Source organism: Acinetobacter sp. 2JN-4 (assembly GCF_003687745.1).
GTDB lineage: Bacteria > Pseudomonadota > Gammaproteobacteria > Pseudomonadales > Moraxellaceae > Acinetobacter > Acinetobacter halotolerans.
In genome coordinates this window covers 552,228-575,967 of record NZ_RDNY01000001.1, presented here as the reverse complement: position 1 = coordinate 575,967, position 23,740 = coordinate 552,228, and the positions used below count along the sequence as shown (strand labels likewise).

The following is a 23,740-nucleotide window of genomic DNA, read 5'->3' as shown; positions in this document are numbered from 1 at the left end:
AAGCGGGTTTATTGGCACTTCAAAAGTGCGGAGGTGATTTTCGATCTAAAAATAACAATAATAAGCAAGACAGTGTGAAGATTATTAGTGCTGTGTGAGTAAATTCATTGATTGATTTACCCATGAAAAAATAAGGCTCTTTCACCCAAATCTCGGATGCGATATGACGACTATAATCCCAGAGCGATAGCAGTCCACCAATGCTTGAAATGATCAAGCTGCTCCATACAAAAACTTTAAACTCTTTTGGAATAATCGTGTCTTGCTTATATTTTTGGAAATAGCTCAGACACATCCTAAAGATAAATGGGAGTGCAATGATGGATGAGCCAATCTGTAAAACGAAATGTAATGGGTAGTTAAAGCCAAACAATGAGATTTGCTGAGCAAGTATTGTTTCGAATGCAAAAGTACGGAAATCTAAATGGGTAAATCCATCCCAAATCAAATGTGTTGCAGTTCCGATGATGATTGCAAAACAACTCATCAAACTAAAGGCAACAAAACGGTCAAATGAATGGATATGTAAAGGATCTTGGATCGCGAACAGACGGTAGATCACTGGGCGATAAAGTAAATACCACAGGATGCAAAAGAATAATCCAATTGGAAGATTTGGAAATAAAATGCCGCTCCATTGGTGGGTTAGCGCAATATTTCCTTGTGTAAATAAACGATAAAGATCTGGTGTCATGCAGCCGATGGCTAAAGCTGCGATGGGCAAATGACCTTTACTGATTTTTGATAATGGTGGCGCAAGAACTGCATGAGACAGGGTAAAAGGCATATCGTTAGAAAACGAGTTTTTTAAAATCATGGAGCGACAGTGTAGCAAATGTTTTTTTCAGCTATGTTTTTTATTGCAAATTAAGTGAAATGTTATAGTATAACAATCAATATTTGAGCTGATCCGAGACACGGTATGTCATTTTCAAAAAGTATTCTGACTTTATCTATATTAGCTGCTGCATCAGTTTCATCATTTGCCGCAGAAAATGAGCAAGTTAAAACATTAGAAACAATACGAATTAAAGCGCATCCGCTTGAGCAAACTTCACAGGACTTTGCGGTTGCAGATACGGTGGTTGATCAAAAAACTTTAGCGCAAGGTGCGGTTACGATTGGGGATGCCTTAGCCAACGAAGTTGGCATTTATTCTAACCAGTTTGGTGCTGGTTCAAGCCGTCCTGTGATTCGTGGACAAGATGGCGCACGCGTTAAAGTGTTGCAAAACTCCTCTGAAAATATTGATGTCTCAACCCTTTCACCCGACCATGCTGTGACTGTCGATCCAGCATTGGCCTCGCAGGTTGAAGTGATTCGTGGGCCATCAACGTTATTATTTGGCGCTGGCACTGTCGGTGGTTTGGTCAATGTAACGGACAACAAAATCCCAACCCAAATGCCAGAAAAGGGTTATGAAGGCAATGTGGGTCTACGTTACAACACGGGCAGCGATGAAAAACTCGCAAGTGCAGGTGTGACCGTCGGTTTAGGTGACCAAGTTGCCTTGCGCGTTGAAGGGCTCAAGCGCGAAGCAAATGACTATATCGCTCCTAATTACTTTCATGAGGGCGAAAAGGAGCGTCGTGTTGATAACACCTTTGCAGAAGGTCAAACGGTAAATGTCGGTTTGTCTTGGATCTATGATCGTGGTTTTACCGGTATTTCATATAGTAACCGTCAAGATAAATATGGTTTGCCTGGACACAGCCATGAATATGAAAGTTGTGATGCACATCTAACGGGACGACCTCACTTACATTGTGGAGATCATGATCATGGGCATGGCGGACATGATGATCACGGACATGATGACCACGACCACGACCACGAACATGCACATGGCGGACCATGGATTGACCTCAAGTCTGAGCGTTATGACTTCCGTACAGAATTAGATGACCCATTTGCAGGCTTTAAAAAGATGCGTGCGCAAGCAAGCTATACCGATTATCGCCATGATGAACTTGAAGAAGATACCATCACAACCCGATTTAAAAACAAAGGTTATGATGGGCGTTTTGAGCTTGTTCATAATCCGCTCGGTGTATGGGAAGGGGTGATTGGGACTCAATACAGTCAGCAAAAACTCACATTAACAGGCGAAGAAGCGTTCTTGGCACCAAATACCACCAAGAAATGGAGTGTATTTGCTTTAGAACATGCACAATTCAATAATGTTCATGTTGAACTTGCAGCACGTGCGGATAAACAAAAGATTGATATTGATGATTCAAGCAAGAAAGATTTTGATGGCTCAGCCTATTCATTCTCTGGTGCAGCCAACTGGGAATTTGCCCCAGATTACAAGCTGTCTTTTGTTGCCTCTCATCAACAACGTTTGCCAATGGCACAAGAGTTGTACGCAAATGGCAAACACTTTGCGACCAATACCTATGAATTGGGTAATGATCAGTTGAAGAAAGAGAAATCAAACAATGTAGAACTTGGTTTCCATTATGACAATAACACCTTTGATTACCATGTACACGTCTACCATAACTGGTTTGATGACTACATCTTTGCACAAACTTTAGATCGTTATGAAGATTTCCGTTTGGTTGAATACACGCAAGATAAAGCGCGTTTCTACGGCGCTGAGGCAGAAGCAGGTTATCAAATCTCACCAATCTATAAAGTCAGCTTATTCGGTGACTATGTACGTGGCAAGATCGACAATGAAAATGCACCACGTGTACCAGCTGGTCGTGTCGGAACTAAAGTAAAGGCTGATTTTGGTGATGGATACAGCGGTTCGGCTGAGTACTATCATGTATTCCAGCAAAATAAGATTGCAGCATATGAAACAGATACCCAAAGTTATAATATGTTGAATCTTGGTGTGGCATATTCAGGTCAATATAGTAATGCTGGGGATTATCGTGTCTTCCTCAATGCCAATAACGTTTTGGATGAAAAGGTGTATCAACATGCTTCATTCTTGTCGACGATTCCACAAGTTGGGCGTAACTTTACTGTAGGTGTGAACTTTAGCTTCTAAGCTTAAGTGAAATTGATTATAAAACTTTGATTTTATAAACGATCACCAAATTAGCATTGAAAAATCAAAGCATAAGCTCTAGCCTTAATCCATTAGGCTAGGGCTTTTTCTGTTTATATGCGTATCTTCCAACGAATCCATCAAAAATTAAACTGGTCAGGTCGGCGTTACATGGCAGTCATATTGAGTATTTTGGTGATTGGGTATCTTGCTTCTGCAATTTACCACACTGTAAAACCACTTCCGAAAGGTTTGGATTTTACTGGTCAACTACAGCATGCCAATGTGAAGTTCTTAGCCGATCAGACCTATCTAGATGCACAGGGTCAGCAGCAAGTTGATCAGCAGATTTTTAAAGCAGTGTTTCAGTTGATTGAAGATGCGAGAAGCACCATTGTTTTGGATATGTTTCTCTTCAATCAAGAAGTTGGCGCATCCAAAATTAAGCAGATTCCATTGATGCAACAGTTGACTGATACATTGCTGCTCAAACGTCAGCAAAATCCAAACATCCAAATTGTAGTGATTACCGATCCCATTAATTCAGTGTACGGTGGTCTTGCTCCAAAGCATTATGAACAACTCCGTCAAGCAAACATTGAAGTCATTGAAACCGATTTAAAACCATTGCGTGCATCGAATCCGCTGTGGTCGGGGTTTTGGTATATCTGTTGTCAAGATGTCGGCAATAATCCAGAAAAAGGCTGGCTTAAAAATCCATTTGGTGAGCAGAGGATCACACTTCGCAGTTATCTTGCATTGTTTAATTTTAAAGCCAATCATCGTAAAACCTTAGTGGTGGATACTGAGGCTGGTTGGAAAAGTCTAGTGACTTCTGCAAATCCGCACGATGGAAGTTCACATCATAGCAATGTGGCGTTAGTGGTGGATGGTGCTACAGCAATTGATATGCTGCAAACTGAACAGGCTGTTGCGCAAATGTCGCAAGGGGGCAGTCCAATTGTGATCATGGGTGAGCTAACGGAAGATAAAAGCTTGCCACAGGTTCAGGTGCTGACTGAAAAAGCAATTTATGATGCAGTATTGGAAATGATAAACACGGCCAAACAAGATGAACATTTGGATATCGCGATGTTCTATTTGTCTGAACGGAAGATTATTTCAGCATTAAAGCAAGCAAAACAGCGTGGTGTCCGCATCCGTATGGTGCTTGATCCGAATAAAGATGCATTTGGTCGTCAAAAGAATGGTATGCCAAATCGCCAAGTGGCGTCTGAACTCAATGCGGTTGGTATTCCAATTCGCTGGTGTGATACTCATGGTGAGCAATGCCACAGTAAAATGCTGTTGAAATATAATACGCAGCAAGCTGAGTTGATTTTGGGTTCTGCAAACCTAACGGCACGCAATCTGAAAAACTATAATCTTGAGACCAATATGCGTGTGATTGGTTCAGTTCAAGTGCAAGTGTTTAAGGATGCTGGACAGTATTTTGATTCTTCTTGGAACAATGCCAATGGTCGTCAAGTGACGCTTGACTATAAAAAGTATGCTGATGACTCGAAAACCAAGTACTGGGTGTATCGTTTTATGGAATGGTCGGGGCTATCGACTTTTTGAAGAAAAAAGAAAAGAGGCGTAATGCCTCTTTTTAATTATGGGCTTGGTGGAATCAGCTGATCCAAATCTTTATCGCTTAACTTTTCTAATTCATTGAGATCGGTTTTAATCGCCCACTGCTTTTCATCATCAACAGGATTCGGCAAACGACCTTCTAACCAGTCACAAACAACATCAGGCGTAAAGTCCGCATGATTACATTGAATCACCCAAGCTAAAAAGTCTTTGGCTTCACCATTCATATACGGTGGTGGCGATACAGGAAAGAATTGTGTCGGTAAACGTTCATTGGTGGATAAATAATTCAGTACATGCCCTAGCTCTTGAACCGTTTGCCAAGCGAGTGGATGTTGTACATCAATGCTAAATTTAAACCACCACGCATGTTGACCATCTGAGCCATGCGCAACAATACGAGACTCTTGAACGCTAGGAACATTACAAAAAAATTGATAGAGACGATCAAAGTTCATTTCCGACACAGCTATTGACTCAAAACTGAAAAATGGATTCTAGCATATTCTAAAAGTGAGCTAAAAAATGGCCTCCTTATTTCATCCTCAATCTGCGTTAAAAAGTATAGAAAGGTAACAGTCATTGCTGTTTTTTTGTTCTAAAATAAGACAATAGTACTCAATATGGGGAGAGCGCAATGCTGCAATCTAAATATTATCATTATGCTTTGATTGGTGTGTTCAGCTGTTTCCCTACACTGCTGTATGCCGACAATGCTTGGGGTGGTTATAGTGGGGCAGAGCGTCGTTCATACCATCAAACTTCGCCGTCTTATCAAGCGCCTGCGCAAGACCCATTTGCATTTTCAAATCAGCGCTATACCCCTACAGCACCGCCGAAAGGGTATTACTATCAGCCTTACCAAAACAGCCATCCTTATTCTCACTATCCACAGCCGCGAGTACGGATAGAGTATTATCCAGATACTCAAACTGAGTACCGCTATAGTCGAGAGTCTTTCGTAGTTGGCAATGCCTTGCCGAGTGAGTTTCGTAGTGAGCGTTATGTGGTTCGGGATTGGGGATATTATTCATTGCGCGAACCACCAAAAGGACGACACTGGGTAATGGTTGATGGTCGTTACTTTCTGGTCACCAATGATAACTTCACCATTGAGATTATTCGTTGATGAATAGAAGTGCTGAAGATCTGCTCAGGTGATAGGTCTCCACAATTTCTTGGATATCATTACAAAGCTTTGCAATGTCCTTGGTTTTATTCATGGTTTCTCCTTGAGTTTCTTTTAATCTGAATTTAGATCAAAACACTGAGGATCAAAGAATGAAAAAGACATTAGTATTGCTTGTTTCAGCCCTTATGCTAGGCATGTCAGCATCTGCGATGGCGGACTCATCAAATCGTTGGAAAAATGAGCATAAAGATCGTTACGATCAACGCTATGATCACCGCCAAGACCATCGTAACCCGCCTCACTGGTCAAATGCCAACAAGGGGCATCATTATGGTCAACGCATTAGCTTTAAACGCGGAGAGCGTTTACCATCACAGTTCCGTAGTAGCCGTTATGTCGTATCAAACTATCGCCAGCATCGCCTGTATCAACCACCGCGTGGTTATAAGTGGATGCAAGTACAAGGTCGCTATGTGTTAGTCGATTCCAAATACCGTGTGTATCGTGTTGCATAAGTATGGTCAAAAATCCAAGCAGGCATTTGCCTGCTTTTTTTATGCTAGTTCATCATCTTGTGGTTTTGGTGTTTTGTTGGCAGCTAAAGCTTGTTCTTGATCTTTACCGCGAAGCACAGAAGGGTAATGCCATGATGCAAAACGCACTACCAAGATAGCGCCAGCCAAGATTAAAATGGAACCAGTAATGATCACTAAATCCATGGATGCCTTATGATTATGTTGAATATCGGCAATCAATAATCGAGTCAGTGCGGTAATGGCGATATAAATCAGAAAGCGCACAGGCATGTGATTGGTTTTGAAATAGATACCGACCATGGCACCGAGTTCAAGATAAATAAACAGCAGTAGGATATCGTCAATCGTTGCGTATTGTTTATCAGTCAGCATTTCGATGATGGTATGTACCGCGGACCAAGCAATCATACAGCCGATAATAAACAGCGCAGTATAATGAAAAGCCTCTACCGCATAGTGACCTAGACGATCGAATAAGCGGTGATAGCTTGCAAGTTTATCTTTTGAGTTCGGCATAGCAATAACGACTCTCAGCATGATGATAAGAATGTTATGCAAGTTCTGTGCTACTTTTATGAAAAGCGGATATAAAAAAACTGCCTAAACCAAATGATTTAGGCAGTTTTGATTAGCTTAGTAAAAATTAAGCTTGATTGGTGAAGTAATCTTCACTGAAGTTCATCATTAAAGGGTTAAGGGAATAATTTCAGTGGTGTAGGTCGAAGACATTATCTTAGGTTGGGGTATTGTTGTAAGATTTCTTCAAGTGAGACATGACCTAAAAATTTGCCCGAACTCTCAGTGGGATGTTGTTGTTCGATCGCATGTGTAAACTGAATGGCTGCCTGTTCTTGTAGCTGCTGATAAAGACGTTGGCAGTTTGGAAAATGATTAATATCAATCACATTGTGATATTTTAACCATCGGGCAATGCCTGCATAGTAAGCGTCTGCAAAAGACTTTTGTTCACCTAGTAGCCATTCCTGTCCTGTTAACGCATGTTCTAAAGCAGTAAATGCCTTTTCAACTTGTGCGGTTCCATACGCTCGTAATGCTTGTGTTGCATCTTTAGATGATGGATGTTCAAGGCTATACCACAACGGGCTGAATGCATTGAATAAGGTGGTATTCAAGAATGCGAGTTTTTGATTAAACAGATTAAATGCTTCAGTCCCTTGTTGATAATGAAAAGCTGTATTTGCGCTGTTTGCGATAAGATGATTCAAAATCGCCATGCTTTCGGTTAAAACTTTACCACTGTCGTAGAGTAGCGCAGGCGTTTCGCCCAGTGGGTTGATTCGATAGTATGCCTCGGTATTGCTTTGAGCTGGCATTTCTATTCTGCATAGCTGATAGGGTAAGCCAGACCATTCCAGCGCAACAATTGAACCAAATGAACAACCAGAAGGGATACCGTAGAATAAAGTGAAAACTGACATGATGTTTACTCATTCATTGAAGATAGAGTTATCTTAAGACAGCGGAAAAGTTTCGAGTAGTCAGGTATTATGAAACCTATTGTCTACATATATGGACATTAGCTTATGCGACTCAGACAAAATTTAAATGACGTTTTTCTATTTGTAATTGCAGTAGAGCATCAGGGATTTTCTGCTGCAGCAAGACAGCTAAATATTCCTAAATCCACGGTAAGCAAGCGTGTTGCGATATTGGAAGACAAATTAGGTCTAACACTGATTCATCGCAGCTCAAGAAGTTTTTCTCTGACTGAGGCAGGGCAAATTTTTTATCAACATGCTAAAAATGCGGTAGATGAGTTCCGTTACGCTGAAGAAAATTTGCTAATGCGTCAGCAAGAACCCAGTGGTGTAGTACGACTGAGTGCTTCTGTCCCTGTCGCACAGTATATTTTATCTGATTGTTTGCCTGAACTCGCAGAACGCTATCCTAAACTACTTTTACAACTTGAAGTGACTGACCGATATGTTGATGTCATGAGTGAAAACTTTGATATTGTGATACGCAGTCATTTCCATACCTTGGCAGACTCAGGTTTAATTCAGCGAATACTTAGCCATGAAAATATTATTGCAATTGCAGCGCCGTGTTATTTAGCCAAAGTCGGCTCAATACATGAACCTCAAGACCTCGTGAATCATGCTGGGTTGTGGTCAGACATGCAAATGAATCCGTGGCATTTTCAGCATCGCTCAGGAGAGAAGTGTTCTGTTCGTCCGAATATCCGTTTTATGGCGAATGAGACTGAGGTGTTAAAAGGGGCTGCTAAGCGCGGTATCGGGATCGCATTATTGCCAGAAGCCTTTTGTACACCTGAATTGTCTGATGGAGGTTTGGTTAATGTTTTACCTGAGTGGTATGCAGGGAGTGTAACTACCAGTTTATTGATGCCGACAAGACGTGGATTATTACCGAGTGTCACGACTACGGCTGATTTCCTCGTTGAAAAATTAAAAAAATAAAAATGCGTTTCACCGATATGTAAATTTGATTGGAACATAAAAAAAGCGCCTGAGTAATCAGACGCTTTTTAGTTTACTTAGATGATCAAGCTTGATTGGTGAAGTAATCTTCACTGAAGTTCATTAGTAAGTCAGAACCTGCTTCAACTTTCTTAATGCGTGAATCTAACTCAGGCAAGATACGCGTTACAAAGTATTGCGCTAAGGCAAGTTTGTTTTGGTAGAAATCACCAGACTTGTCTTTAGCTGCCGCAGCAATCTTAGCGAACATATAAGCAAAGCTGAGTAAGCCAACCGCATGCAAGTAATCAACTGCAGCAGCATTCGGGAAGTCTACATTTTCAGCCGCTTGTTCAATAATGAACTGGGTAACTGCTTCGATTTCAGTTGCAGCATCTAGTGTTGCATCTTTAATGAAGTTTAAATCAGCATCTAAGGTATTCGCAAAGTCACGGATTTCAGTGATGTATTCTGCAATGAATGCACCGCCACATTTAATGGTTTTACGGCCAATTAAGTCTTGTGATTGAACGCCGTTGGTACCTTCGTAGATTTGAGCAATACGAAGATCACGAATACATTGTTCCATACCCCATTCACGAATATAACCGTGACCACCAAAGACCATTTGTGCATCTAAAGTCGCTTGGAATGCGGTATCCGTAAGGTATGCTTTTGCGATTGGCGTTAACAATGCAACACGGTTGTTGGCTTGCTTTACTGCTTCAGGATCAGTCGAAAACTTAGTGATATCCAGTTGTTGACCGACATAGACTGCAAATGCACGAGAAGCTTCATTGTTAGCACGTACGTTGAGTAGCATACGACGAACATCGCCATGTACTAAGATGCTGTCAGCAGGTTTGTTTGGTGATTGAGCACCGGCAGCGCTACGACCTTGTAAACGATCAGTCGCGTATTGTGCTGCATTTTGATAGGCAAATTCAGAAGCACCAAGACCTTGGATACCCATCGATAAACGTTCGTAGTTCATCATCACGAACATTGCTGCAAGACCTTCATTTTCTTTGCCAACGAGGTAACCTTTTGCGCCGTCAAAGTTCATGACACAAGTTGCAGATGCTTTGATCCCCATTTTGTGTTCGATAGAGCCTGGACCAACTGGGTTACGTTCGCCTAAAGAACCATCTTCATTTACAAGGTACTTCGGTACGATGAATAAAGAAATACCGCGTGAGCCAGCAGGGGCATCAGGGGTTTTCGCAAGCACGAGGTGAATAATGTTTTCTGCTAAATCGTTATCACCACCAGTGATGAAGATTTTAGTACCCGTAATGTTATAAGTACCGTCTTCGTTACGTTCAGCTTTAGTCTTGATAATACCTAAATCAGTACCTGCATGTGGTTCTGTTAAGCACATGGTGCCTGACCATTCGCCAGAATAGATTTTTGGTAAGTAAGTTTCTTTTTGTGCTTGTGATGCATAGCTGTTTAACGCCATACCAGCACCCACAGAAAGCAGTGGGTAAAGCATGAATGATGGGTTGGTCGCAAATAACATCTCATCAGAAAGTACAGTCAGCATTTTTGGCATTGCTTGACCGCCCCATTCTTCCTCAGCACCTAAACCAATCCAACCGCCTTCAGCGTATTGACGGAAAGCTTCTTTAAAGCCTGTAGGTGTGAATACTTCACCATTTTCCCAACGCGCGCCTTCTTCATCACCTGTGCGGTTAAGCGGATGAGTGACGTTTTGAGCAAATTTAGCCATTTCTTCTAAAATTGCTTCAGCGGTTGCAGCATCTACATGAGCAAGTTTCTCATTAGACTGCCAAAATTGTTCTGCTTTAAATACATCATTTAAGATGAATTTCATATCTGCTAAAGGCGCGTTGTAAACTGGCATAATCGTTCCCTTATACGCACAACTTATGTGCAAAGTGATCAAATAAACGAAGAAATAAATCAATGCTATAAATTTAGCACTGATTAAACAAAAAAAGGACGGTCAAAACTGACCAGTCCTTTTTTTGTGATGAACGTTGCATCCCATTCTAATCTATGATTAGAACGCGAAGTGTTCCGCATCGAGTTCAAACAATGGCTCAACACCAGTTGAAAGTACGTCTACGTGAGAACGAACGCGTGGCAAGATCTTCTTGAAGTAGAAGCGAGCTGTCGTGATTTTCGCATTGTAGAAGTCAACTTCGGTTGTACCTTCAGCCAATTTCTCTTGAGCTACAAGCGCCATGCGCGCCCATAAGTATGCAAGTGTTACATAACCAGCGAAGTATAAGTAGTCAACCGCAGCTGCACCAACTTCATCAGGGTTTTGCATCGCACGCATACCAATTTGCATGGTGATGTCGCCCCATTCTTTGTTTGCAGCAGCCAATGGTGCAACGAATTCTTGCATCGCAGCATTGTCTTTGTTTGCTTCAACAAATTTATGGATGATCTTGGTGAAGTCTTTCAACATTGCACCTTGAGTTTGCAATACTTTACGACCTAACAAGTCAAGTGCTTGAATCTCAGTTGTACCTTCGTATAAGCAAGCGATACGTGTATCACGTACGATTTGCTCCATACCGTGTTCAGAAATGAAACCGTGACCACCAAAGACTTGTACACCGTGCTTCGCAGATTCAGAACCAGTTTCAGTTAAGAATGCTTTTGCAATTGGCGTTAATAAAGACAAGATGTTGTCAGCAAACTTACGCTCTTCTTCAGTTTCGCCTTTTTCAACGATATCTGCATATTGAGCCAATAAGTAAACCAATGCACGACCACCTTCAGCAAATGACTTTTGCGTTAAAAGCATGTTGCGAACAGCGGGGTGAACAATAATTGGATCCGCATCTTTTTCAGGTGCTTTCGGACCAGAAAGAGAACGCATTGCTAAACGATCTTTCGCATACGCCAAAGCGCCTTGGAAAGAAGATTCAGATGCAGATAAACCTTGAACTGCTGTACCGATACGTGCAGTGTTCATGAAGGTGAACATGCAGTTCAAACCACGGTTTTCTGGGCCGATCAAGTAACCTGTTGCTTTATCAAAATTGATCACACACGTTGCGTTACCATGAATACCCATTTTGTGTTCAATCGAACCACAACGAACAGCATTGCGCTCGCCTAAAGTACCGTCTGCATTGACGAGGAACTTCGGTACGATGAACAATGAAATCCCTTTAGTACCTTTAGGTGCACCTGGCAAACGAGCAAGTACGATATGGATGATGTTATCCGCCATGTCGTGTTCACCCGCCGAGATAAAGATTTTCTCGCCAGTGATTGCATAGCTACCATCTGCATTTGGTTCTGCTTTAGAACGGATAATACCGAGGTCTGAACCTGCATGAGATTCAGTTAAGCACATTGTACCTGTCCAAACACCTGAAACGAGGTTTGGCATGTAGACTGCTTTTTGTTCGTCAGAACCGTGATGCTCAAGGGTACGAACCGCACCGTGAGAAAGACCTGGGTACATGCCCCAAGACCAGTTCGCTGTACCAACCATCTCAGAGATCGTAATCCCTAAAGAGTTCGGTAATGCTTGACCGCCAAATTCTTCATCTGCAGAAAGGGAAGGGAAGCCAAGTTCGATATATTTTTGATACGCTTCTTTAAAGCCAGTCGGTGTAGTAACAACACCATCATTCCAAGTACAACCTTCGCGGTCGCCAGTTTGGTTAATAGGAGAAAGTTCATTCTCACAGAAATCAGCCGCTGCTTCTAGATATTGATCAACCAATTCACGGCTTACTGTGTCTTGAAATGCAGGAAGTTTCGCGTAATGTGCTTCAGCATTTAATAATTCGTGCAATACGAACTGCATATCACGTAAGGGTGCTTTGTATTGTGGCATAGCGGGTTCCTCAATACTGGTTAAACCAGAGTTATAATCTTAGTCAATGATAAATGTGCCCAATGGCACCATTTTGTACCGCTAATCGTGCAACAAGTTATAGTTCGGTACAAGCTCTTGCAGGTCATTTCTTAGTGACTGCTAAGTCAAAGTTTGTCATGTCACCTGCTCAAACCATTAGATTGTAGCGGTTTTTTTGTTTTTTACTCCAACTGCTTAGTGAAAATCGTAAGCAGCTGTGTATCAGGTATTGCGTCTTCGTTTATTCATGCTAATCAATGGCGCACACCAAAAAGGCGCTTAGTGCGCCTTTAAGGAAATCAAAATTAAGTTGTTTAATTGCTTTGACGTTTATATTGTGATTTTTCAGGGCTAAAGCGCATTTCGCATTTGCCTTGAATAGTACGTTGTTGCCATCGTACGTTAACCGTTTGCCCTGCTTTTTTGCCAACACAGGCTTTTTCAATTAATGCGCGCTGTTGTTGGCGTTCTTGACGGATTTTGCCTTGTTGATGTTGGCGTTGATCACGTTTTGCTTGCCATTCTTTACGTTGTTCTGGTGTAAGTTGCGGGCGTTGTTTATGGTTACGGTATTCACCATCTCGTTGCATTTGATATTTACCATGATGGTGTCTTTCATTTGCATATTTGCTTGGTGGTGTTGATTGGCATGCAGTTAAAGCAAACATGGAACCGAGTAGTGTAGTCATAAAAGCAACTTTTGTTTTGTTCATTGTTTTATCCAGCAAATAGGTTGTGATTTGATGGTTAAAGATTAGATAATAAACATGAAGAAACAATGGAGAGTTTTTTTGGACCATGTTGGTTACAATCCATAAATAGAACACTATTGAGACTTAGCTTTTGAATGTTCGTCGTATTCCGATAGCCTTACGTTTATTTCTGACTGTGCTACTGACCACTTTGTTGATCGCAACGATCAGCTTGGGTGTTTTGCATTGGACCATGCAAAAGAACTTTGCACGTTATGTTGCTGATGTAGAAATGCAGAAGCTCGATCGACTGATTGCCAACTTAGCCAATGTGTATACGATTTATCATGATTGGGGCAATGCGGTTCAGGCACAAATTTTACAGATTGAAGGTACTGCTGCGCCTGACGATTATGATCGTTTATCTCAGTGGTGGTTGCGTCGTCAATATGATATTGCACTGCAACAGCGCTATTTTAATGAGCATACTTTATTAAACCTTTCTCCAGCTTTAACTCAAAACAATACTGAAATAAGAAATCGTCAGATTTTCAATGAAGAAGAACTCAGTGTTTTAAAGCAGAATCTGCCTTCTGAATACCAACCCTTTGAGGGCTTACGCTTTCCGCTCAGCCCTAGTCAATTTCGGCTAAAGAAAGAAGGCTCAGATGCTGCACAGGAAAGTAAATCGAACAATGTGAATGCACAAGGGAAAAAGCGCTTTGTATCTATTCCTGATCGTTTGGGGCTGAGTTCTCGACTATCTTTATATAATGAAAAACAACAATTTATTGTGGGTGAACCAACCACAGATCAAATTTCATATCGTCCGATTATGGTTGAGCAAAAGGTAGTGGGCTATCTCGGCTTAAAGCCTGTGCTAGATCAAGATGATGCATCAAGTATTAACTTTTTTAGCAATCAAAAGCGCTATTTACTTTTAGTATACGCATTAACCGTGTTATCCAGTATGGTGGCTGCTTTACTGATGGCGGCTTATTTTAGAAATCCGATTCGTCGTTTGCTTGATGCCACATTGGAGCTGACGCGAGGTAATTATCAGTACCAAGTTAAGATTAGACGAAATGATGAATTGGGTGATTTGTCTAATCAGTTGAACCATTTGGCTGATATTCTGCATCAACATGAACAATCACGCCGTCAATGGGTCGCCGATACTTCACATGAGCTAAAAACGCCATTGGCTGTATTGCAAGCGCAAATTGAGGCGATGCAAGATGGGATTCGTAAAGCGACACCAGAGCATTTAGATGCAATGATGCGACAAGTCGCCAGTTTAAAGAAGCTGACACAGGATTTGGCAGATTTAGCACAAGCCGAAGCACAACAATTGAAATGTTATTTTGCTGAAGTGAATCCTTGGGATGTTGTGTTACAAGAAGTTGATAATTTTAAGTCAACTTTTGAACAACATCAGTTGGAAGTGTTGCTTGCAGGAGAGGATGCAACTTTATCTTTAGATCGAGATCGTTTTAAACAGATTATCGTGAATTTATTAGGCAATTGTGTCCGCTATACCGAACAGGGTGGAAAAATACAGATTCACACTCAACAAGATGAGCAACAATGGATACTGTATGTGGATGATAGTCCATTTGGGGTCAATGACGAACAATTGGCACGACTAGGAGAGCGTTTCTATCGCGTCGATGACTCACGTACCCGCAGTACAGGTGGAACAGGTTTAGGCTTGGCACTTTCATGTAAATTGGCACAGGCATTGGGTGGTTCGTTGACTTTTGATCATTCACCATTAGGTGGATTGCGTTGTGTGCTGACTTTTCCCAAACAAATGAAATAACGTTGAGATCCTCTTTTGCTTGAGGATAATGAATAGGATGAAGACATGAAACATATTATGTTGGTTGAAGATGAAGTGGAACTGGCGCAGTTGGTTCGTGATTATTTAGAAGCGGCTGGTTTTGAAGTCAGTATGTTTCATGATGGTCAGGAGGCTTATACGCATTTTCAACAGCGTAAACCAAACTTGATGATTTTAGATTTGATGGTGCCACGGATGGATGGTTTGACCATTTGCCGTAAAGTACGTGAACAATCAGATTTGCCCATCATTATGGTGACAGCCCGTACTGAAGAAATTGATCGAGTTTTGGGCTTAAACATGGGGGCAGATGACTATATCTGTAAACCGTTTAGCCCGAAAGAATTGGTCGCACGTGTTCAAGCAGTTTTACGCCGTTTAGAACGTAAAGCCGAGCCTGAGCAAAATGATTTATTCCGTATTGATAAAGCACAGCAACGGATTTGGTATCAACAAAAAGCGTTGACCTTAACCCCGACAGAGTTCCGTTTATTGGAGCTATTTTTAGAGCACTTGGGTCAGGTGTATTCACGGGCGCAGTTATTGGATCACATCAACCCGGATAGTTTTGATGTGGCAGACCGTGTGATTGATAGTCATATTAAGAATCTGCGCCGCAAGATCTCTGATGCTGCCGAAACAGGAAATCGTCATGAATGGATTCAAGCGGTGTATGGCGTGGGCTATCGTTTTGAATATCCTGATGAGTAAATAAAAGTTTATCCTGTGGGTAACCACAAGTTTATCCACAGAAATTGTGGATAGTTTTCTTGATCTTGTGCTGCTTGTATCTTCAGTTAGTCTAGAGTATTCAGAATATTATGGATGAATTTTGATTTTGGTATTGTTATCCACCAATTGCCAGATTTCATCCATATCAATATTGCGTACAGCGATACAACCTAAAGTCCAATCGCCTTGCGGCATATAAGTTGCGCTAGAAGGGATGAATGTTCGATCTTTAGGAACTGTACCGTGAATCATAATATCGCCACCCGCAGATTGACCATGTTGTTGTGCATAGGCCAGGTCAGCGTGGTTGGGATAGGAAATATGCAGTGATTTATAAAAAGCACTTTGTGGATTGCGCCAATCAATTCGGTATTCACCTTCAGGTGTTTTTCCATCGCCCTCAAATTGTTTATGTCCAATTGGATCGAAACCTAAACGCATTGGGTAATCACGTACGATCTCATCATGGTGTTTAAGGTGAAGACGACGTTTTTCTTTAAAGACTTCGATCTCGGTAATTGACTTGCTTTGTTTAAGCTGCTGAATCTCTTCATCCGAAAGTGCTTGGGGCACAGGGGGTTGCTGTGGTGAAATCGAGCTTGGGATATATTGTTTATAATGATAAATCGCAACGCCGATGATGATCATAAGTATAACAACGCATAGCGTCAGCCAAGCTTTCATGAATCCAAACCTCATTTATATAAAATAAATAGCTCACTTGAGCCGCGATAGTGGCGCAAGTGAACCCAAATTGTTCGGAATTAAGATGAACAACTCACTACAACCTCAGACACATCATTTGGCAATGGTGCGATATCTTGGTCGGTTTCTAAATCAGGTTGCTTCTGATAAGGCTGATTGAGCAGTTTAAATAGACGTTCAACTTCGCTAAAATCACCACGTTCAGCCAGTTCGATGGCTTTTTGCGCCATATGATTGCGTAAAACATAATGTGGATTTACTTGTTGCATTGCCTGATCCAATTCAACAGTATCTTGATGCTGACGAATGTTTTGATAACGTGTGAGGAAGTCATCAAACTGCTGCACATGAATACAATCATCTCTTAAAGCTTTGTAGTCGTGTTGCTGTAAACGAATAAAACTTTGGGTGTAATCCAGTTGCTCTGTTTGCAAAATTCCGAGGAAAGCAAAACTACAATCTAAACTGTCTTTATGAAAATTGGGTAGTCCCATTTTTTGACATAAACCCTGACCATAATATTGTAAAAATGTCGGTTCATATTGTTCTAAACATTGCGCCAAATCATGTTTGAATTGTTCCTTATCTTCAGGCTTTGCCAATGGAATCAGTGTATTTAACCATTTCCAAAGATTCCAATGTCCAATACTCGGTTGGTTTTGATAAGTATATCGTCCTTGATAGTCAGAATGGTTGTTGATCCAGTTTGGTCGGAAGCGTTCTAAAAAGCCATAAGGCCCAAAATCTAGCGTTGAACCAGTAATGTTTAGATTATCGGTATTCATGACGCCATGTGCAAAACCGACCAGTTGCCATTGGGCAATCATCAGCGCGGTTCGATCAATCACCGCTTGAGCAAAAGCGAAAATTGGCTGTTCAGCATTTAAACATTCTGGATAATGCCATTCGATACATTTTTGCGTGAATTCTGGCAAAAGTTCAGGTGCGTATTGATTGATCCACTCAAAATGCCCGAAACGAATATGACATTCGGAGGTGCGTAATAACATTGCCCCTAGTTCTAAGGTTTCACGTTGAACCCCTTGGGTCGAGGTAGTAAAACCAACCGCATGACTTGAGGCGATCCCCAAGGCATTGAGTGCATGACCAGCTAAGTACTCACGAATGACTGAACGTAGTACCGCGCGACCATCGCCCATACGAGAGTAGGGGGTCGCACCAGCACCTTTGAGGTGTATGTCTATGGTTTGACCTTGTTGATTTAAAATTTGCCCAATCAACAAACCACGACCATCTCCAAGCTGCCCAGCCCACTGTCCAAATTGATGACCTGCATAGACCATTGCCAATGGGGTGAATTCGGAAAAAGTTTTTTGCCCACTACAAATCTCAACCCAGTTGGCTTTATCTTCTTCACTCCATTGCAATTCGTCAGCTAAGCTTTCATTGAAATGTCCTGCTTTCGCACCACGTAAGGGGGTGGGCTGTTGCTGATGATAAAGCTTGGAATCGAGAGACGCATAACGTGGGTTAAAATGCATAAGATAGAAATCTTGAAAGGGCAGAGCAAAGACTATAGCAAATTTTGATTTGAGTCGCGATTAAAGCCGTGTAAGGGGGGCTGCTTGTACATGCACTTAGGCATAAAAAATGGCCCCATAAAGAGACCATTTTAGAAATTATTTAGTCAGTTATTCAGAAACAGGCGCTTTTTTGATGTTGCGCATTAGGGTTTCTAAACATTCACGATGGTGACTTAAACGATGTTCAAGCAATTGGAAATCGACTTTCAGCTTGTGGTCGATTTGATGGATTCTTTCAGCCATCGCTGCTTTTTTCGCTTGAAGCTCTTGTTCTTTCAATTTTGCCCAATCATTTAAGGTATGGGTAAAGGCTTCATATTCTTGAGCAATACGTTGTTTCATTTGTACGATGTCAGTATTGACGTCATGCCCATAAATCGCCAAATCCTGTTCAGCATATTTAAAGCGCATTGCAAGCTCAGCTTTTTTGATATTAAAGCTTGGAATACGACGTAAATTTTTGGCTAAACCGAGTTTAGAACTGGTCCAAATCAACCATTTTGTTGGGTCATACTGCCACCATTTCACGCCGTTACGATAATCGTATTGGAAAATGTGGTGATAGTTATGATAGCCCTCACCCCAAGTGAAAATAGCCAAGACAAAATTGTCACGTGCAGTATTTTCATCGGTATAAGGACGTTTGCCCCACATGTGGCAAAGTGAGTTGATAAAGAAGGTAACATGATGGCTAATGATGAGACGCAGTAAACCACCAAGTAAAACCACGCCCCAAATATCGCCGACAGCCCAACCAATACCACCTAAGACACCAACATGGACAGCAATCACCAGTGGGACATAGTATTTATGTTGGAACATCACCAATTTATCATTCAATAAATCAGGTGAGTTTTTATAGTCAGGTTCAGATGGTGAGTGATCACGAATCATCCAGCCTAAATGAGCATACCAAAAGCCGCGTTTAATTGAATACGGGTCTTGATCAATATCATCGACATGACGATGATGAGTACGGTGACCTGAAGCCCAAAACAAAATACTGTTCTGAACTGCAAAAGTACCGCCAATCATCAATAAGATTTTGAGTGGTAATGCCGCATCATAAGCACGGTGTGCCCAAAGACGGTGGTAACCTGCTGTAATTCCTAAGCTACTTAAAGCCAAAAGGAAAAACAAACTGACCCAGGCACTTACACTAAAATCATAATAATAAGCATATAAAGGGATTAAAATAGCAGCAAGAATTGGAGTTCCAATTAAGGTAATGCTAGCAGTCCAGTTAATGGGTGCTTTTTTGAGTGGGGCGGAATTCATATCCGTCAGCGCTCCTAATAACCTTGTTCACACAAGATAATAAAACTAAACGAGATAGCAAGACCAATCATGACGATATATTGCTATTTTAGTCCTGATATTAACATGCTCAAATCAATAAGCACTAGTATTATTCTACAGTTGTATCGAAAGAACCGTAACAGAATTCGTTTACCACATCGGCTTATCTATTAAAAGGTGAAACAAATCAATGTCTGAGCAAATTATCGTGAAAAATCCCATTTACGCTTTGAAGGCATATGTTCACAAAACTTTAATACTTTCTGCTGTTTTGATGCTTGCCGCTTGTCAAAGTCAACCAACTCAAATGCAAAACAAGACCTTACAACCCAAACATGGTAACCAACTACCGAGTTTGCAGGTTCGTAAGAGTATAGATGGAATACAAGATGTTGATTGGCAAATTACCATGATCCAGAACAAGCGTGCGTTGTTCTTTAACCAATACCCGAGTTTTTCGCTGAACTCAATTAGTAAGAGTGTTTCTGGGCATACGGGTTGCAATAATATGTATGGGGGCTACACCTTTGATTTTGCTCAGCGTAAACTTGATTTTGATGTGAGAGCAGGTCATTTGAGTTGTAATAAAGCATTGGCACAAGAGGCTGATCTATTAGATGCCATTCAACGTGTTCAGCGTTTTCAATTTGATGGAACTCATTTGTATTTGCTAGATGCGAAAGGGCAGCGTTTGATTCAGGCACAAAAGAAAAAATAGAGGAAAATGGTGGGATTTATTCCACCATTTCTATAAGGATAAATGTTGCAACATGGTGCTTGGAATATCAGTAATTAAGCCATGGATCCCTAACTGCTGTAAATATTTAGCTCGTTCTATATCGTTGACTGTCCAAACACTGACATTTAGATCTGCTTGGTGAGAGAGTTTAATCATCTCATCTGTTGCAAGTTGATCTTTCCAACCTGTTTGATGACACCCATATTGCTGAGCCAATTCAATTGCATGTTCAGCGATTGGAATCTCAACCAATAAACCACGTTTAAAATGACTCTCAAACTGTTGTAATGCAGCTAAAATTTTGACATCAAAACTGGTAATAATTGCCGTTTGCTCAAAGCCTTTAAGGTCTTGGTGTAGCTGGATAATCAGTTTTTCTGCTGCGGCATCATTTGCAACGGCTTTGATTTCAACTTCGATATGTTCAAAGTCGGTTAAGCATGCCATGACTTGCACTAAACTCGGCGTGTATTCTGGTTCAGCCCAAGTTTGCCATAGATGGCGATGGTCGAATTGTTGAGCCTGAGCTAAGCTACAGCTTTCGACATGCTGCGACAGACCTGTGGTACGAATAAAGTTGTCATCGTGAATTACAACCAGTTGCTCATCTTGAAGTTGTCGAACATCAAATTCGACAGCACGAACGCCAAGACCATGCAGATAATGAAACCCACCTAAGGTATTTTCTGGTGCTTCACCACGTGCTCCACGATGACCGATGATTCGCATTTATGTGCTGCCTTTAAAAGGTTATTCTTGATCAATACTGTCATTAATATTTTTCTGCCACAACACTTCACTGCCACCTTCAGCACGTTGTAACGCACGAGAAGCGACAAATAACCAATCTGATAGACGATTAAGTAATTGTAATGCGGTTGCTTGAATATTTTGGTCACGTGCATGCACTGACATTAATGCGCGTTCTGCACGACGACATACTGCACGCGCTTGGTGTGCATAGCTACACGATAAAGTACCTGAGGGTAAAATAAACTCTTTCAACATCGGTAAAGATTCATTCATGTGATCAATTTCTTTTTCTAGAAATTCGATACAAACAGGTTGAAGTAGGTGGTAGTTTGGAATACAAACTTCACCGCCTAAATCAAAGAGCCAATGTTGAATCAAGCTCAGGCTTTGGTCCCATTGATGTTTATCACCGATTTGACTCGCGCTAATTTGTGCGCGAAGCACGCCAATCGTTGCATTGAGCTCATCGACATCCCCCAAAGCGGTGATACGTAAATCATCTTTGGCAACACGTGAACCGTCACCTAAGCCAGTTGTGCCTGAATCACCTGTACGTGTATAGATTTTACTTAAACGATGTCCCATCGGATTTCCTAAAATAAAAAAGAGGCAATGCGGTCAAGACATTACCTCGAAACTGGAGTTAAGAAAATATGTTTATGATGTTATCGTAAGATTAATAACGGAATGTGACACCCGCTGAAGCTAAGCGACCGCCATTGATGTACCAATCTGTTGCAGATCGAGATACTTGGTGGTACTGATTATCCCAAAGGTTTTGAATGTTGGTAAAGATTTTTACATTTGGATTAATATTCCAAAAGGCGTTGAAATCCATCGTCGCATAGCCAGGTACTTTAATAGGATTTGCAGTATTTGATGCATTTGATTTTGAACGAGCAATCGCTGAAATATTGATACCGTAGATAGAGTTCTCTAAACCAGTTGTTAGGGTAACAGTATTTTTTGGTCTGTAAGCTATTTCTAACCCTGTTTCTTTATTTTCAGTTTTTACATAGGCATATTGGGTTGAAATGAAGTAATCATCTTGTTGCCATTTTAAACCTAATTCACCACCTTTAAATGTGGCTTTATCAACGTTTAAGTTTTGATAAACAGGAAAAGTTGTTACCCAATCACCATCACAGGTTGCAATACATTGAGATGAAATTAAATTCTTAACTTCATTTTGATAAAGTGAAATATTTGCAAGTAAATTTTGATTCAATTGATAGTCAGCACCAATTTCATAAGAAGTACTTTCCTCTGGTTTTAAATCAATATTTCCTCCCCATTGTGAGTACATTTCATTGAGTGTTGGTGCACGGAATGCACTTCCAATATTCGCATAGACACTTGCATTCGGTAGGAAATGATAACGAATTGCTGCTTGCCCAACGGTATGATCGCCAAAGCGCTCATTGTCTTCTAAACGTACACCGAATTGCGTATCAAATTGTTCATTTTTAAATTGATGTTGGAGGTAATAGCCTGTGCTATCAACACTCTGATCACCTTTTAAAATTGTATTGGTTTGATAATTGGCATCTGTATATGTTGCACCAACTAAGATATTTTGATTTGGGGTGAATTTCCATTTTAGGTTTAAATCACCTTCATTATTTTCTGTATCATAACGTGAACCATAAGAGGGTACATTTTGCTTATCTTGCGCATTTGAATAACGTGCATTTACGATTAAATCAGGCAAAATATTGTAGGCAAGCTTTGCATTAATGACACGATTCTCAAATTGGCGTTGTGCTGTATTGCTAATATAGTTATTAGTGAAAATACTGGTTCCCTTATTTTCACTAATCGAAGCAGAAGCATCTATTGTATTTTCTTGATAAAAACCGACTTTGGCGTGATAGCCCTTTTGGTCATAACTGGCTTTTTCATTTTTAGCTTGGCTTTCTAGAATGCGTGTGCCATCGCTTTCTAAGCGTTGACCACCGACTTGTGCATAAAAACCTTGATCAGTCACTAAATTGGCATTGGCGATCGTTTTATAAGTATTATTTTCCCCATAAATGCCTGTTAAATCTGCCCCAGTTTTTTCAGGTTTTTTTGAAATTAATTGGACAACACCGCCAATTGCATCACTGCCATATTGTACAGATGCTGGTCCTTTTAAGATTTCAACTTGTTGAACATCAGTTGTATCTAAAAATGCAGGATAGAGTGGACCAAGTTCATTTTGACTGTTTAAGCGAGCGCCATCTTTAAGGACCAATGTATGAACTGATTTGGCACCGCGCAGTGAAATCTCAGAAATTTGTCCTAAACCACCGCTTTGTTTTATATATACCGATGGATCACGTTGAATTACATCAGAGATATTTAATAAAGGATTTTGTTCAATCGTCTTTTGATCAATCACAGTTAGACGTGCAGGAACATTCTTTAACTTTTCTTCAGTACGAGATGCTGTTACAACGATGGTATCAAGTGAGGCTGTTTTTTCACTAGATTGATTTTGAGCAAAGGCAGGAGAGGAAAACCCCATCGCAATAGCGATAGCACCAACTAAACGAGTCGGTTGAAAAGTAGTAGACATGATGTTGCTCCATACATTCACCCTTCGTGAATGTTTGCGTAGAAGATAACAACAAGCAGGTCTCCGGACTTCACTATATCATCACAATAATGATGCTATTAATCATCTTCCCACATCATTCAGATGCAGTGATTTGGCGTAGAGCTGAGATTAATAATACGGTGTTACCGTTGCGAGGGCAGTGTTGGACTTACACCAACTTCCCTATAAGCAAAAGAAATTGCTTTAGACTTGTTGCAAAATTTATCAAAGTATAAAGTGTTAACGTTTTTTAAACAATCGCATTTCGGAATGAACTTTGCCCTATGAAGGTC

The 23,740-nt window shown here is 40.9% G+C and carries 21 protein-coding genes and 1 riboswitch; of the genes, 8 read left to right on the top strand and 13 right to left on the bottom strand.

Annotated features, from left to right (window positions below):
* Positions 1–19: 19 nt before the first annotated feature.
* Positions 20–787 (bottom strand): DUF4184 family protein, encoded by a 768-nt coding sequence (locus tag EAH57_RS02790; RefSeq protein ID WP_171407364.1) that lies wholly within the window; start codon positions 785–787, stop codon positions 20–22.
* A gap of 135 nt (positions 788–922) precedes the next feature.
* Between EAH57_RS02790 and znuD the strand changes: the two genes are divergently transcribed.
* Positions 923–3,004, top strand: a complete 2,082-nt coding sequence (gene znuD, locus EAH57_RS02785; protein WP_121928734.1) for a zinc piracy TonB-dependent receptor ZnuD — start codon at positions 923–925, stop codon at positions 3,002–3,004.
* Positions 3,005–3,121: 117 nt separating this feature from the next.
* Positions 3,122–4,585, top strand: coding sequence for a phospholipase D family protein (locus tag EAH57_RS02780; protein ID WP_171407348.1), 1,464 nt, complete (start codon positions 3,122–3,124; stop codon positions 4,583–4,585).
* A gap of 35 nt (positions 4,586–4,620) precedes the next feature.
* Here the strand turns inward: EAH57_RS02780 and EAH57_RS02775 are convergent, their stop codons facing one another.
* On the bottom strand, positions 4,621–5,067 hold the full coding sequence (locus tag EAH57_RS02775) for a hypothetical protein (protein WP_171065210.1): 447 nt from the start codon (positions 5,065–5,067) through the stop codon (positions 4,621–4,623).
* Between the two features lie 170 nt (positions 5,068–5,237).
* Here EAH57_RS02775 and EAH57_RS02770 point away from each other — a divergent pair, with 170 nt between their 5' ends.
* Complete coding sequence (locus tag EAH57_RS02770; protein WP_121928733.1) at positions 5,238–5,729, top strand: RcnB family protein; 492 nt, start codon at positions 5,238–5,240, stop codon at positions 5,727–5,729.
* 152 nt (positions 5,730–5,881) lie between these two features.
* Positions 5,882–6,247 (top strand): RcnB family protein, encoded by a 366-nt coding sequence (locus EAH57_RS02765; protein ID WP_004669556.1) that lies wholly within the window; start codon positions 5,882–5,884, stop codon positions 6,245–6,247.
* Between the two features lie 39 nt (positions 6,248–6,286).
* On the opposite strand, the gene EAH57_RS02760 is transcribed toward EAH57_RS02765, so the two are convergent.
* Positions 6,287–6,784, bottom strand: a complete 498-nt coding sequence (locus EAH57_RS02760) for a phosphate-starvation-inducible protein PsiE (protein WP_121928732.1) — start codon at positions 6,782–6,784, stop codon at positions 6,287–6,289.
* Positions 6,785–6,996: 212 nt separating this feature from the next.
* Positions 6,997–7,707, bottom strand: a complete 711-nt coding sequence (locus EAH57_RS02755) for a glutathione S-transferase family protein (protein ID WP_121928731.1) — start codon at positions 7,705–7,707, stop codon at positions 6,997–6,999.
* Between the two features lie 105 nt (positions 7,708–7,812).
* Between EAH57_RS02755 and EAH57_RS02750 the strand changes: the two genes are divergently transcribed.
* Positions 7,813–8,709 (top strand): LysR substrate-binding domain-containing protein, encoded by an 897-nt coding sequence (locus EAH57_RS02750; RefSeq protein ID WP_121928730.1) that lies wholly within the window; start codon positions 7,813–7,815, stop codon positions 8,707–8,709.
* A gap of 85 nt (positions 8,710–8,794) precedes the next feature.
* Here EAH57_RS02750 and EAH57_RS02745 read toward each other — a convergent pair whose 3' ends face one another.
* The 3 genes from EAH57_RS02745 to EAH57_RS02735 form a co-directional block, all read right to left on the bottom strand.
* A complete protein-coding gene (locus tag EAH57_RS02745; protein WP_004669552.1) occupies positions 8,795–10,576 on the bottom strand; it encodes an acyl-CoA dehydrogenase C-terminal domain-containing protein in 1,782 nt (593 codons plus the stop codon).
* A 159-nt stretch (positions 10,577–10,735) separates the two neighbouring features.
* Complete coding sequence (locus EAH57_RS02740) at positions 10,736–12,538, bottom strand: acyl-CoA dehydrogenase C-terminal domain-containing protein (RefSeq protein WP_121928729.1); 1,803 nt, start codon at positions 12,536–12,538, stop codon at positions 10,736–10,738.
* 335 nt (positions 12,539–12,873) lie between these two features.
* Complete coding sequence (locus EAH57_RS02735; RefSeq protein WP_121928773.1) at positions 12,874–13,272, bottom strand: heavy-metal resistance; 399 nt, start codon at positions 13,270–13,272, stop codon at positions 12,874–12,876.
* A gap of 130 nt (positions 13,273–13,402) precedes the next feature.
* On the opposite strand from EAH57_RS02735, the gene baeS reads away from it, so the two are divergent.
* Positions 13,403–15,073 carry a sensor histidine kinase efflux regulator BaeS gene (gene baeS, locus EAH57_RS02730; RefSeq protein ID WP_121928728.1) on the top strand — a complete coding sequence of 557 codons (1,671 nt, stop codon included), beginning with the start codon at positions 13,403–13,405 and terminating at the stop codon, positions 15,071–15,073.
* A gap of 45 nt (positions 15,074–15,118) precedes the next feature.
* A complete protein-coding gene (locus EAH57_RS02725) occupies positions 15,119–15,805 on the top strand; it encodes a response regulator (RefSeq protein WP_121928727.1) in 687 nt (228 codons plus the stop codon).
* Between the two features lie 108 nt (positions 15,806–15,913).
* Here EAH57_RS02725 and EAH57_RS02720 read toward each other — a convergent pair whose 3' ends face one another.
* The 3 genes from EAH57_RS02720 to EAH57_RS02710 all read right to left on the bottom strand — a co-directional run bounded on the left by EAH57_RS02720 (position 15,914) and on the right by EAH57_RS02710 (position 19,353).
* Complete coding sequence (locus EAH57_RS02720) at positions 15,914–16,510, bottom strand: L,D-transpeptidase family protein (protein WP_121928726.1); 597 nt, start codon at positions 16,508–16,510, stop codon at positions 15,914–15,916.
* Positions 16,511–16,590: 80 nt separating this feature from the next.
* A complete protein-coding gene (locus EAH57_RS02715; protein ID WP_121928725.1) occupies positions 16,591–18,033 on the bottom strand; it encodes a protein adenylyltransferase SelO in 1,443 nt (480 codons plus the stop codon).
* Between the two features lie 150 nt (positions 18,034–18,183).
* On the bottom strand, positions 18,184–19,353 hold the full coding sequence (locus EAH57_RS02710) for an acyl-CoA desaturase (RefSeq protein WP_004669543.1): 1,170 nt from the start codon (positions 19,351–19,353) through the stop codon (positions 18,184–18,186).
* 211 nt (positions 19,354–19,564) lie between these two features.
* On the opposite strand from EAH57_RS02710, the gene EAH57_RS02705 reads away from it, so the two are divergent.
* Positions 19,565–20,092 carry an META domain-containing protein gene (locus EAH57_RS02705; RefSeq protein WP_121928724.1) on the top strand — a complete coding sequence of 176 codons (528 nt, stop codon included), beginning with the start codon at positions 19,565–19,567 and terminating at the stop codon, positions 20,090–20,092.
* Positions 20,093–20,122: 30 nt separating this feature from the next.
* Here EAH57_RS02705 and EAH57_RS02700 read toward each other — a convergent pair whose 3' ends face one another.
* The 3 genes from EAH57_RS02700 to EAH57_RS02690 all read right to left on the bottom strand — a co-directional run bounded on the left by EAH57_RS02700 (position 20,123) and on the right by EAH57_RS02690 (position 23,426).
* On the bottom strand, positions 20,123–20,842 hold the full coding sequence (locus EAH57_RS02700) for a glycerophosphodiester phosphodiesterase (RefSeq protein WP_121928723.1): 720 nt from the start codon (positions 20,840–20,842) through the stop codon (positions 20,123–20,125).
* Between the two features lie 21 nt (positions 20,843–20,863).
* Positions 20,864–21,451, bottom strand: coding sequence for a cob(I)yrinic acid a,c-diamide adenosyltransferase (locus EAH57_RS02695; RefSeq protein WP_121928722.1), 588 nt, complete (start codon positions 21,449–21,451; stop codon positions 20,864–20,866).
* A gap of 91 nt (positions 21,452–21,542) precedes the next feature.
* Positions 21,543–23,426 (bottom strand): TonB-dependent receptor plug domain-containing protein, encoded by a 1,884-nt coding sequence (locus EAH57_RS02690; RefSeq protein ID WP_121928721.1) that lies wholly within the window; start codon positions 23,424–23,426, stop codon positions 21,543–21,545.
* 36 nt (positions 23,427–23,462) lie between these two features.
* Positions 23,463–23,676, bottom strand: a riboswitch (cobalamin riboswitch).
* Positions 23,677–23,740 lie beyond the last annotated feature (64 nt).

What these genes read in the sequence shown, in the direction of transcription:
- EAH57_RS02790 (WP_171407364.1), bottom strand. Translation starts at nt 787, where the DNA reads ATGCCTTTTACCCTGTCTCATGCAGTTCTTGCGCCACCATTATCAAAA.
- znuD (WP_121928734.1), top strand. Translation starts at nt 923, where the DNA reads ATGTCATTTTCAAAAAGTATTCTGACTTTATCTATATTAGCTGCTGCA.
- EAH57_RS02780 (WP_171407348.1), top strand. Translation starts at nt 3,122, where the DNA reads ATGCGTATCTTCCAACGAATCCATCAAAAATTAAACTGGTCAGGTCGG.
- EAH57_RS02770 (WP_121928733.1), top strand. Translation starts at nt 5,238, where the DNA reads ATGCTGCAATCTAAATATTATCATTATGCTTTGATTGGTGTGTTCAGC.
- EAH57_RS02765 (WP_004669556.1), top strand. Translation starts at nt 5,882, where the DNA reads ATGAAAAAGACATTAGTATTGCTTGTTTCAGCCCTTATGCTAGGCATG.
- EAH57_RS02760 (WP_121928732.1), bottom strand. Translation starts at nt 6,784, where the DNA reads ATGCCGAACTCAAAAGATAAACTTGCAAGCTATCACCGCTTATTCGAT.
- EAH57_RS02755 (WP_121928731.1), bottom strand. Translation starts at nt 7,707, where the DNA reads ATGTCAGTTTTCACTTTATTCTACGGTATCCCTTCTGGTTGTTCATTT.
- EAH57_RS02750 (WP_121928730.1), top strand. Translation starts at nt 7,813, where the DNA reads ATGCGACTCAGACAAAATTTAAATGACGTTTTTCTATTTGTAATTGCA.
- EAH57_RS02745 (WP_004669552.1), bottom strand. Translation starts at nt 10,576, where the DNA reads ATGCCAGTTTACAACGCGCCTTTAGCAGATATGAAATTCATCTTAAAT.
- EAH57_RS02740 (WP_121928729.1), bottom strand. Translation starts at nt 12,538, where the DNA reads ATGCCACAATACAAAGCACCCTTACGTGATATGCAGTTCGTATTGCAC.
- EAH57_RS02735 (WP_121928773.1), bottom strand. Translation starts at nt 13,272, where the DNA reads ATGAACAAAACAAAAGTTGCTTTTATGACTACACTACTCGGTTCCATG.
- EAH57_RS02725 (WP_121928727.1), top strand. Translation starts at nt 15,119, where the DNA reads ATGAAACATATTATGTTGGTTGAAGATGAAGTGGAACTGGCGCAGTTG.
- EAH57_RS02720 (WP_121928726.1), bottom strand. Translation starts at nt 16,510, where the DNA reads ATGAAAGCTTGGCTGACGCTATGCGTTGTTATACTTATGATCATCATC.
- EAH57_RS02715 (WP_121928725.1), bottom strand. Translation starts at nt 18,033, where the DNA reads ATGCATTTTAACCCACGTTATGCGTCTCTCGATTCCAAGCTTTATCAT.
- EAH57_RS02710 (WP_004669543.1), bottom strand. Translation starts at nt 19,353, where the DNA reads ATGAATTCCGCCCCACTCAAAAAAGCACCCATTAACTGGACTGCTAGC.
- EAH57_RS02705 (WP_121928724.1), top strand. Translation starts at nt 19,565, where the DNA reads ATGTCTGAGCAAATTATCGTGAAAAATCCCATTTACGCTTTGAAGGCA.
- EAH57_RS02700 (WP_121928723.1), bottom strand. Translation starts at nt 20,842, where the DNA reads ATGCGAATCATCGGTCATCGTGGAGCACGTGGTGAAGCACCAGAAAAT.
- EAH57_RS02695 (WP_121928722.1), bottom strand. Translation starts at nt 21,451, where the DNA reads ATGGGACATCGTTTAAGTAAAATCTATACACGTACAGGTGATTCAGGC.
- EAH57_RS02690 (WP_121928721.1), bottom strand. Translation starts at nt 23,426, where the DNA reads ATGTCTACTACTTTTCAACCGACTCGTTTAGTTGGTGCTATCGCTATT.